At 57.2% G+C, this 11065-nt stretch carries 7 protein-coding genes; 5 read left to right on the top strand and 2 right to left on the bottom strand.

Annotated features, from left to right (window positions below):
* Window positions 1-63 precede the first annotated feature (63 nt).
* A complete protein-coding gene (gene urtB / locus D9N14_RS06145) occupies window positions 64-990 on the bottom strand; it encodes an urea ABC transporter permease subunit UrtB (RefSeq protein ID WP_290578045.1) in 927 nt (308 codons plus the stop codon).
* 75 nt (window positions 991-1065) lie between these two features.
* Entirely contained in the window at window positions 1066-2298 is a 1233-nt protein-coding gene (gene urtA / locus D9N14_RS06140; protein ID WP_317622579.1) for an urea ABC transporter substrate-binding protein, read from the bottom strand.
* Between the two features lie 236 nt (window positions 2299-2534).
* Here urtA and D9N14_RS06135 point away from each other — a divergent pair, with 236 nt between their 5' ends.
* The 5 genes from D9N14_RS06135 (at window position 2535) to D9N14_RS06115 (ending at window position 10866) form a co-directional block, all read left to right on the top strand.
* Complete coding sequence (locus D9N14_RS06135) at window positions 2535-3575, top strand: aliphatic amidase (RefSeq protein WP_290578043.1); 1041 nt, start codon at window positions 2535-2537, stop codon at window positions 3573-3575.
* Between the two features lie 16 nt (window positions 3576-3591).
* On the top strand, window positions 3592-4692 hold the full coding sequence (locus tag D9N14_RS06130) for an AAA family ATPase (protein WP_290578041.1): 1101 nt from the start codon (window positions 3592-3594) through the stop codon (window positions 4690-4692).
* Window positions 4693-4875: 183 nt separating this feature from the next.
* A complete protein-coding gene (locus D9N14_RS06125; protein WP_290578039.1) occupies window positions 4876-8244 on the top strand; it encodes an ATP-binding protein in 3369 nt (1122 codons plus the stop codon).
* A complete protein-coding gene (locus D9N14_RS06120) occupies window positions 8241-9164 on the top strand; it encodes a DNA-binding response regulator (RefSeq protein ID WP_290578037.1) in 924 nt (307 codons plus the stop codon). The genes D9N14_RS06125 and D9N14_RS06120 overlap by 4 nt, the downstream gene beginning before the upstream one ends.
* Window positions 9165-9351: 187 nt before the next feature.
* Window positions 9352-10866 carry a carboxylesterase/lipase family protein gene (locus D9N14_RS06115; RefSeq protein ID WP_290578035.1) on the top strand — a complete coding sequence of 505 codons (1515 nt, stop codon included), beginning with the start codon at window positions 9352-9354 and terminating at the stop codon, window positions 10864-10866.
* Window positions 10867-11065: the final 199 nt, after the last annotated feature.

Raw genomic sequence — 11065 nt, 5'->3', positions numbered from 1 at the left:
TATGTTGATCATGTCATTCTTGGGCAGAAACGAACGCAAACCGTAGGACATAATCTGCTCCTGTTACTTACGGATCTTGAGTGAGAACAGACCCTGTGGGCGCAGCATCAGGATGCCGACCACAACGAGCAGGGTAAGTACTTTAGCCATGGAACCGCTTAAGAAGAATTCCATGGTGGACTGGGCCTGGGAAATGGTGAACGCGGAGGCGATGGTACCCAGCAGACTGGATGCGCCACCGAACACAACCACCAGGAAGGTGTCTACAATGTAGAGCTGTCCGGACGTGGGGCCAGTGGAACCGACCATGGTGAACGCGCTACCGGCAATCCCGGCAATACCGCAACCCAGAGCGAACGTGATGCGGTCGACTTTTTCGGTGTTTATGCCCACTGCACCGGCCATCTCACGGTTCTGTACCACCGCACGAACCTGGCCACCCCAACGGGATTTGAACATCCAGAAATACACGCCAACGGAGATCACCACGGTGATGCACATAACGAAGATGCCGTTGATGGGAATTTCAATCATGTCGGTGAGGGGGTAGGAACCCATCAACCAGTCAGGCAGTGTCACACCCACTTCGCGGGGGCCGAATACCGTACGATACAGCTGTTGCAGAATGAGGCTTAAGCCCCAGGTAGCCAACAGAGTGTCCAGAGGGCGCTTGTAGAGATGCCGGATCATGGCCCATTCCACAAACGCCCCGAGGGCAAAGGTGACCAGGAAGGCCAGGAGCATGGCAATGAAGAAGTACCCTGAAAACAGATTCTGCGCGTACTCAGAAAACAGGTTGGATGTTAAGTAGGTAATGTAGGCACCGAGAATCATGAATTCTCCGTGCGCCATATTGATCACTCCCATTTGACCGAAAATGATCGCAAGTCCCAGTGCCATCAGCACAAACACTGAGAACAGAATCAGACCAGCAAACCCTTGCATGGCGAAGATGGACGTCAGCTCTGACGCGGTGTATTCGGCAAACATAGCAGCCTCCAGAAATTACTACCAAGAGATGGAGCAGGGCAGGTGGCGCCGTTAAGGGCGCCACCGCGAGTTGCCTTATTGATAACCTTCGGGGAATGGATCGGGTTCGATCAGGTCGTCACTTTCATACACCACTTTGTACTGGCCATCGGGCATGGCCACACCGATGCGGGTCTTGGACCACAGGTGGTGGTTTTTATGGATCTTGACGTAGCCTTCAGGAGCGGTGGTCAACTCAATGCCCGGTGAGGCTTCACGCACCTTGTCCACGTCGAAGGAGCCGGCTTTTTCCACCGCGGCTTTCCACAGCCAGGGGCCGAGGTAGGCAGCCTGGGTTACGTCACCGATTACGATGTCTTTGCCCCATTTTTTCTTGAACGCTTCAACAAAGGCTTTGTTGTTGTCGTTGGGCAGTGACTGGAAGTACTTCATGGAGGCGTAGATACCTTCGATGTTCTCGCCACCGATACCCAGGATTTCGTCCTCGGTTACAGAGATGGTCAGGAACAGCGGCTTCTCTTTGGTCATGTCGATACCAGCGGCTTTCAGCTGCTTGTAGAACGCCACGTTGGAACCACCCACCACGGAGATGAACACGACATCAGGCTTCTTCAGCTTGATCTTGTTGATCACAGAGTTGAACTGGGTGTGGCCCAGGGGATAGTACTCTTCACCCACGACCTGTGCCTTCAACACGTTTTCGATGTGTTTGCGGGCGATCTTGTTGGAGGTTCGGGGCCAGATATAGTCGGAGCCCAGCAGGTAGAATTTCTTCGCCCCTTTGGTTTCCGATGCCCAATCCAGACCTTCGAGGATCTGCTGGGTGGCTTCCTGGCCGGTGTAGATTACGTTGGGTGACTGTTCCAGGCCTTCATAGAACGTTGGGTAGTAGAGCATACCGTTGTACTGCTCGAATACCGGCAAAGCGGCTTTCCGGGAAGCGGACGTCCAGCAACCGAATACGGCCGCCACTTTATCGTTCACCAACAGCTTTTTGGATTTCTCTGCAAAGGTGGGCCAGTCACTGGCACCGTCTTCCTGGATAACCTCGATCTTGCGACCCAGCACGCCCCCCATGGCGTTGATCTGCTCGATGGCCAGTTTTTCCGCTTGCACGGAACCGGTTTCACTGATGGCCATGGTACCGGTGACTGAGTGCAGGATGCCTACAGTAACCGTGTCATCAGTGACAGCCAGTCCGGTGGTGTTCACGGAATCCGCCTGGGTGATGGCGGGTGCCATAAGCAAACTGGCGGAGAGTGCCAGCGCGGTCTTTTTCAACTTGGAGCTAAGGGTTTTGGACAACATGGTTCGACCTCTTTTGATTTACGACCCAAAAAAGACACTCAAATGCCCGTCGGCAGCGCACAGGCGCAAGGCATCGTGTCATGGGGTTGCAGTATTGCGATTTCCAATGGGGGGGAACATTCGCCGAATGACCCAAGCCCCTACGTCATTTGACGCATAGGCAGTCAACAAGGGCCTGCAGTAGTGTTTTGCCAGTTTCATTCGCAGCAGTCATGACGAACAGAGGAGTAGCCAATATGAGACACGGTGACATATCCAGCAGCCCGGATACCGTGGGCGTGGCGGTGGTGAATTACAAAATGCCCCGCCTGCATACCAAGGCGGAAGTATTGGATAACGCCCGCAAGATTGCCGATATGATCGTGGGTATGAAGCAGGGCCTGCCCGGCATGGATCTGGTGATCTTCCCGGAATACAGCACCATGGGCATCATGTACGACGCCGACGAGATGATGGCCACCGCTGCCACCGTGCCGGGGGATGAGACCGAGATTTTTTCGGCCGCCTGCCGCCAGGCCAACACCTGGGGCGTGTTCTCGCTGACCGGTGAACAACACGAGGAACACCCCAAGAAGTCCCCTTATAACACCCTGGTGCTGATCAACAATCAGGGTGAAATCGTGCAGAAGTATCGCAAATGCATTCCCTGGTGCCCCATTGAGGGCTGGTACCCGGGGGACCGCACCTATGTAACGGAAGGGCCCAAGGGCCTGAAGATCAGCATGATCATCTGCGACGACGGCAACTATCCGGAAATCTGGCGGGATTGTGCCATGCGGGGGGCGGAGTTGATCATCCGCTGTCAGGGGTATATGTATCCCGCCAAAGAACAGCAGGTGATGATGGCCAAAACCATGGCCTGGGCCAACAACAGTTATGTGGCTGTGGCCAACGCCACCGGGTTCGACGGGGTGTATTCCTATTTCGGCCATTCCGCCATTATCGGTTTCGACGGCCGCACCCTGGGGGAATGCGGGGAGGAGGACATGGGCGTGCAGTATGCGCAGCTGTCGGTGTCGCAGATCCGTGACGCCCGCGCCAACGATCAGTCACAAAACCACTTGTTCAAACTGCTGCATCGCGGATACACCGGTGTGTACAACTCCGGGGACGGCAATAAAGGGGTGGCGGACTGCCCCTTCGAGTTTTACCGCACCTGGGTCATGGATGCTGAGAAAGCGCAGCAGGACGTGGAAGCGATTACTCGCTCCACCGTCGGGGTGGCGGATTGCCCGGTGTATGAGTTGCCCGGTTCCGAAAAGGAAAACACCGCTTAGGCAAGGCTGCTGAAGTATGCCCTTCATCAATGATGTGCTGGCGCACAATCAACAGCAAAACCGGGCGGCTGCCGCAGCAAACCAGGTCAGCCCGGTGGGGACGGTGCGCTCCCGGTACCTGTTTGATGCTGACGGGATCGCAGAGCGCCTGCGGGCGCGCATCGTGGGGCAGGATCATGTACTGGAATCCCTCTGCCAGCAGTTGAAGGTGATCAAGGCCGGTCTGACCGAGCCCCGCCGACCGCTGCTGGTGATGCTGTTGCTGGGGGATACCGGTGTCGGCAAAACCGAAACCGTGCGCCTGCTGGCGGAAGCGATCCACGGAGATGCCGGGGCGTTCTGTCGAATCGACATGAACACGCTGTCGCAAAGCCATTACAGTGCCGCCATCACCGGTGCCCCGCCGGGATATGTGGGGAGCAAAGAGAACACCACGCTGCTGGACGAGGCGGCGATTCTGGGCAGCGCCAGCCGCCCCGGCATTGTGTTGTTCGATGAGGTGGAGAAGGCCAGCCAGGACGTAGTGCGCAGTCTGATGAATGTCTTCGACAGCGGGCACCTGCGCCTGGCCTCCGGCACCCGCGAGCTGTCCTTCACCAATTGCCTGGTGTTCATGACCAGCAATCTGGGAGCGGAATCCTGGCGTCGGCTCCAGCACCGCCGATGGTGGCATGGGCGTTTTAATCTAAAACGTTTTAGACGATCCCATGCCAGCCGCCGCAGCACCCATTTTGAAGCCGCGTTGCGGGCGCACTTTGACCCGGAATTTCTCAACCGGATTGATTGCATCGAACTGTTCGACGGGATTGGTGCCAACCAAGTGTCCCGCATTGTGCTGTTGGAGGTGGAGCGCATCAATCAACAGCTGATGAAAAAGCAGATTCAGCTGCAGGTGTCCGACGCGGTGATTGAGCACATTGCCGCAGAAGGGTTTGATGAACACTATGGCGCACGGGCCTTGCGCCGCAGTGTGCGGGATCGGTTGCTGGTGCCGTTATCCGCCGCGCTGTTGGATTCCGGTGCCCTGACGGGGGAGCTGAAGGGCGCAGGGGCGCAAGTGCCACAGTGGTTCGTGGCCAATCTGGTGGCGGGCCGGGTGCAGTGCAGCGCGCGCTGACGCGCCGTGGGTTAAACATAATGGTTTCGTTTGGTATGCAACTTGCTCTGATACCCAATCCAGGTCATTCAGGATGTGACTGGGGGAAGTCCGATACACGGGCCCCATCTCACAGTTATCCGCCGGCTTTGGATCGTCTGGTGCGCTGTGGGCAGACAGAGGATTCGGTGTGAGCAAGAGGTTATGGCGGCAAGGCAAAGAATTTTTCGCGTTCGACGCAACTACAATCAGTGGGTAGCCAATGAAACCCTGGAAGATTACGCGTTACGCTTCACCGCCAAAAGCGCCCGCCGCTGGTCTGCGGCCCGGGTCAGCAATACCGCGCTAGGGGCGATCTCCTTTCTGGCGCTGGAAGCCATCGGCGGCGCCATTACCCTCAGCTACGGTTTCAATAATGCCGCAATGGCCATCATGGCGGTGGGGTTAATCATCTTCATCACCGGTCTGCCCATCGGCTACTATGCTTCAAAATATGGCATAGATATCGATTTGCTCACTCGTGGTGCAGGATTCGGCTACATCGGCTCCACCATCACCTCCTTAATCTACGCTACCTTTACATTCATCTTTTTTGCCCTGGAAGCGGCCATCATGGCGATGGCGTTGGACCAGTTGTTTCAGATCCCGTTATCCATTGGTTATCTCGTCAGCTCTCTCATCGTGATCCCCCTGGTGACCCACGGCATCACCCTCATCAGTCGTTTTCAATTGTGGTCGCAACCGGTGTGGGTGTGTCTGCAGTTGTTGCCGTTTATTTATATTGCCTGGAATGATGTGGCCTCGGTGGAAGACTGGACCCAGTTCGTGGGCACAGAGCAGCAGGACCACGCAGGCTTCAATATTCTGTTGTTCGGTGCCGCGGCGTCGGTGATATTTTCCCTGATTGCCCAGATTGGGGAACAGGTGGATTTTCTGCGCTTTCTGCCGCCACGGGAAAAGGTGTCGCCGGTCCGCTGGTGGTTCGCCATGCTGGTGGCGGGGCCCGGTTGGATCTGGGCCGGTGTGTTGAAGATCTTCGCCGGATCATTTCTGGCGGTGCTGGCCTTGAGTCATGGCGTGGGCATTGAGGATGCCTCGGACCCCACCACCATGTACCGGGTGGCCTTCGGTTACCTGACCCAGTCGCCGCAGATCGCGTTGGCGGTGGCGGGGATCTTTGTGATTCTGTCGCAGCTCAAGATCAACGTCACCAATTCCTACGCCGGCTCCATTGCCTGGTCCAATTTCTTTTCGCGCTTGACCCACAACCATCCCGGCCGGGTGGTGTGGCTGATCTTCAACGTGGTGATTGCGCTGTTATTGATGGAGTTGGGAATCTATAAAGCGCTGGAGGAAATCCTCGGTGTTTATGCCATCGTGGCAGTGGCCTGGGTGGGATCTCTGGTGGCCGATCTGATCATCAACAAACCCCTGGGGCTGAGCCCCAAAACCATCGAGTTCAAACGCGCTTATTTATACGATATCAATCCTGTGGGGGTAGGCTCCATGGTACTGGCGACCCTGGTGGGCATCAGCGCCCACATGGGCACCTACGGTGAGGTGAGCCAGGCCCTGGCGCCGTTTCTGACCCTGGCGTCGTCGTTGGTGTTTGCCCCCTTGATTGCCTGGGCCACTGGCGGCCGTTACTACATTGCCCGTGACCCGGCGCGCATCGCCACCGATGATGGCATGGCGACCTGTTGCATCTGCGAGCACCGGTTTGAAGCGGAAGACATCGCCCAGTGCCCGGCCTATGGCGGGCACATCTGCTCCCTGTGCTGTTCCCTGGATGCCCGCTGCCAGGATCGCTGCAAGCCCCACGCCCGTATGTCAGAGCAGATGCTGCACCTGCTGGCCAAGTTTCTGCCGGAGCGCATTGTGCTGCGTATGAACTCCCGCTTCGGCCATTTCATGGCACTGATGTCGTTGTGTTCCCTGTTCATCGCCCTGGTGCTCACCATGGTGTATTTCGAAGTGCCGGTACCGGAACAGGCACTGCGCGAGGCCATTGGCAATCTGTTATGGAAGGAATTTTTCATTCTGCTGATCGTGGTGGGGGTAGCCTGCTGGCTGTTTGTATTGGCCCATGAAAGCCGCCTCGTGGCGCAGGAGGAAACGGAACGCCAAACCGAATTGCTGGAACAGGAAATCCTGGCCCACGAACAGACTGACCTGCAATTGCAAAAGGCCAAGGAGCTGGCGGAAGCGGCCAACAAAGCCAAGAGTCGTTACCTCACCGGCATCAGTCATGAATTGCGTTCGCCGCTGAACTCCGTCATGGGTTATGCCCAATTGCTGGAAAAAGACCGCTCCATTCCGGAATCCCGGCGCGAAGCCATCGGCGTCATCCTGCGCAGCAGTGAACATCTTTCCGATCTGATTGAAGGCCTGTTGGATATTTCCAAAATTGAAGCCGGGCGCCTGGATCTGCATCGCAATGAAGTGCGCTTTGCCAAACTGATGGATCAGTTGGTGAATATGTTCCGGCTGCAGGCCCAGGCCAAAGGCATTGAGTTTGAGTATATTTGTCGCGGGCGGCTGCCGGAATACGTGGCCACCGATGAAAAACGCCTGCGCCAGATCCTGATCAATCTATTGTCCAACGCCATCAAGTTTACCCAGGTGGGCAAGGTGACCCTGGAAGTACGCTACCGCAATCAGGTAGCGGAATTTGCGGTGCAGGATTCCGGTGTGGGCATCAGCCCTGATAATGTGGAAAAGATTTTCAGGCCCTTTGAGCGGATTCGCGAGCCGGGCATGGCCCCCACCCCTGGCACCGGGCTGGGCCTCACCATCACCCGCCTGCTGACGGACATCATGGGGGGGGATATTTCACTGCAAAGCGAACCGGGAGTGGGCAGTCGTTTTACTGTGGCCCTGATGTTGTCCAGCATTGCCAAGCCTACGGTGGCGCCGGCGCTGGAACAACGGATTCGTGGCTATGTGGGGCTGCGCAAAAAAGTGTTGGTGGTGGATGACGATGCCACCCATCGTACATTGATTAACACCATACTGGAGCCCATTGGCTTCGTTGTGGCGGAGGCCCAGGATGCAGAAGAGTGCCTGGCCCTGGTGGAACACTGGAAGCCGGATATTTATCTGCTGGATATGAATATGCCGGGCATCAACGGCCTGCAGCTGGCCTGCCGGTTACGGGAGCAGGGGGAGAGGGTGCCCATTGTGATGATCTCGGCCGATGCCCGCGAAGGTCAGCAGGAAGATGGGGAACCCAAGCCCCATAACGATTACCTGATCAAGCCGGTGCGGGTGCATTCCCTGCTGGAACGCCTGGCGGGATTGCTGGAACTGGATTGGATTTATGAGAATGAAATCAAGATGCCCAGGACAATGATGCCGCAACCGTTGCAGCAGCAGGATTTGCCGGCCGCCGACGTGATTGCACAATTGCAGATCATGGCGGAAATCGGCCATCTGCAGGGCTTGCGCAAAAAACTGGATGAGTTGAAACAGGATAAAACCACCAGTGCAGCTTTCCTGAAGTATTTGGAAGCTGCCATCCAGCAGGTAAGGATGGATAGTATTCTGAATTTAGACCAGGTGAAATCAGCATGATGGCCGAAGACCGTAAATCCGATGTGGTGTTGGTGGTGGATGATTCCGCAGAAACATTGGGCATGTTAAGCCAGGCATTGGATGAAGAAGGGCTGACGGTGCTGATTGCACTGGACGGCGAGCAGGCCATCAACATTGCCAGCAAGATGACGCCGGATATCATTCTGCTGGATGCCATCATGCCCAACATCGACGGCTTTGAAACCTGCCGCCGCATGAAACAGAATGCGGGCCTGAAAAACACGCCGATTATTTTCATGACCGGGCTCAGCGATACGGAGCACATTGTGATGGGGCTGGAAGCCGGCGGCGTGGATTATATTTCCAAACCCATTAATCCTCAGGAGCTGGTGGCCCGCATGCGGGTGCACCTGGCCAATGCCCGCATGACCCAAAGCGCGCGGGTGGCGCTGGATAATGCCGGGCAGAATATTTTCACCACGGACTCCGTGGGGCAGATGTTGTGGGCCACGCCCCAGGTGTTTGCCCTGTTCGAAGCGGCCCTGGCGGACAGCAAGTGGCTGGAAACCATGCTGGCGCCGTTGTTGCGCTCGTGGCTGGATCGCACGCCGGAACAGGGTCATAAACTGTCCCTGGATGCGCCGCTGAAAAAACTGCAGTGCAAATATCTGGGGGAGGTCAGTGCCAACGAGCATCTGTTCCGTCTGTTTGAAGAAGACGGCGGTTCCGATGAGGATGTGTTGAAGAAAACCTTTGCCCTCACGGAGCGGGAGGCCGAGGTGTTACTGTGGATTGCCCACGGTAAAACCAATCGGGAGATTGCCCAGATCCTGGACATGAGCCCACGCACGGTAAACAAACACCTGGAGCAGGTGTTCAAAAAGCTGGGTGTGGAGAACCGCACGGCGGCGGCGTCGGTCGCCATTCGCTTGTTGAGTGAGGCCGGTCGTTTGGGGTGACCGGCCCCAAGAGCAACCAAAACGCATTCGGCCCCTTCGTACAATATCCCCCACCCCGCGCCCGCTATGATCCGCTTCATTATAATGAACGGTGATATACCGGGTGGGGGTTCCTGTGCAGTTCAGACTCTGTTGGTTGTGGGGTTTATCAGTCATTCTGTTGGTCGGGTGCGGTGCTGATCCGAAGGTGGCCACCTCCTATGGTGTGGTGGAGGGCAAATGGGATGGCACCGTCAAAGAATACCTGGGGATTCCCTATGCCGCGCCGCCCCTGGGCGAGCTGCGCTGGGCCGATCCGCAACCACCAGCAGCCTGGGATGGGGTGCGCGACGCCAAGTACAAAGGTCATGCCTGTACCCAGTGGGCCACTGGTATTCCGGCCTTTTCCCCCAGTGAGGATTGTCTGACCCTGAACATCTGGGTGCCGGAGGGGGAAGGCCCCCATCCGGTGATGTTCTGGGTCCACGGTGGTGCCCAGGCGGCGGGTTCCAGTAACGAGCTGCAATACGATGGCCGCAAATTGGCCCAGGCCCAGAACGTGATTGTGGTGAGTGCCAATTACCGTTTGCTGATCTCCGGCTTTTTTGCATTGCCGGCCTTGGGCAGCGGCGAGGCGCTGTCCGGCAACCAGGCCATCAAGGATCTGGTGGCGGCCCTGCAGTGGGTGCACACGGAGATCCGTCAGTTCGGGGGTGATCCCGGCAATGTGACGGTATTTGGTGAGTCCGCCGGTTCCACCAACACCTGCGCGCTGTTGGCCACACCCAAGACCCAATCCCCGGAACCCCTGTTGCACAAGGCCATCATGCAAAGCGGAGCCTGCGACACCCTGGGCATTATGAGCCTGGAACAGGCCCAGCAGATTGGTCAGGACCTGTTGCAGGAGTTGGGCTGCCTGGCGTCGCCGGAGCCGTTGCAGTGCGCCCGTGACCTGCCCATCGAGGACATCCGCCGGGCCAAAAAGTACGATCTCTTCACCTCCTTCGTTTGGACCCTGGATGAGTGGCCGTACCGGCCGGGACTGGTGGTGGATGGCGATCTGTTCCCCGCTAGCCCCATCGAGCTGGTTGCCCAGCGCCAGGGGGAGATTCCCATTCTGTTAGGCACCAACCTGGATGAAGGCAGCCTGTTTGCCGGGTTTCTGGCCCACCCGGACGACGCAGAGGGTTATGCCGAGCTGATGGAACAACGTTATCCGGGGCAGGGGCAGGCCATTACCGAGCGCTATCCCCTGACGGACTACGCCAACGCGGGCGCCGCCCACGCCCAGGTGCGGGGCGACCTCATCATGAAGTGCCCCACCCTGAATATGGCCCGGGTATACAGTAGCCACAATAATGTTTGGCTGTATTCCCTGGAGCAGAACGTATTCAGCGTGGTGATGGAGGTGGTGTCTCTGGGCTTCAAGCGCAATGCGCCGGAGCTGGGGGTATTCCATACGGCGGATATCGGCTATCTATTTGAATTTCCTCTGCTGAGTGCGCTGGTCAGCGACTCCGACCGCCGGGTCAGGGATCTGTTCCAGCAGGCCTGGGGTAACTTTGCCCGCAACGGCAACCCCAATGGGGAAGGGGTGCCCTATTGGGAGCCCTTTGATCCGGCCCGCAACAACTACCTGGTGATCCAGGGCGATGCGGAAAACCGTGACGATTTTCGGCAGGGGGCGTGTGACTATTGGTTTCAGGTCGGTTACGGTTTTTAGCGTTTCGCAACCGGCCAGGCTGTCAATTTGATTTCATTTTCGCTTGCGGTTACCATGCGCGACCTTGCGTGGTAACCATACCACCTCACCCGGAGCACCCCACCCGGACCCTCCCAGAATAACAACAATTCATGTGTAGGCTTGGTAATTGCACAGGTTAATACACAGGGTATTGCGTGGCCCCATTGTCTCCCGAAGT

The organism is Ketobacter sp., assembly GCF_003671495.1.
GTDB lineage: Bacteria > Pseudomonadota > Gammaproteobacteria > Pseudomonadales > Ketobacteraceae > Ketobacter.
Note: the sequence above shows the minus strand (reverse complement) of the source record. Positions and strands in the feature narration are given on the sequence as shown.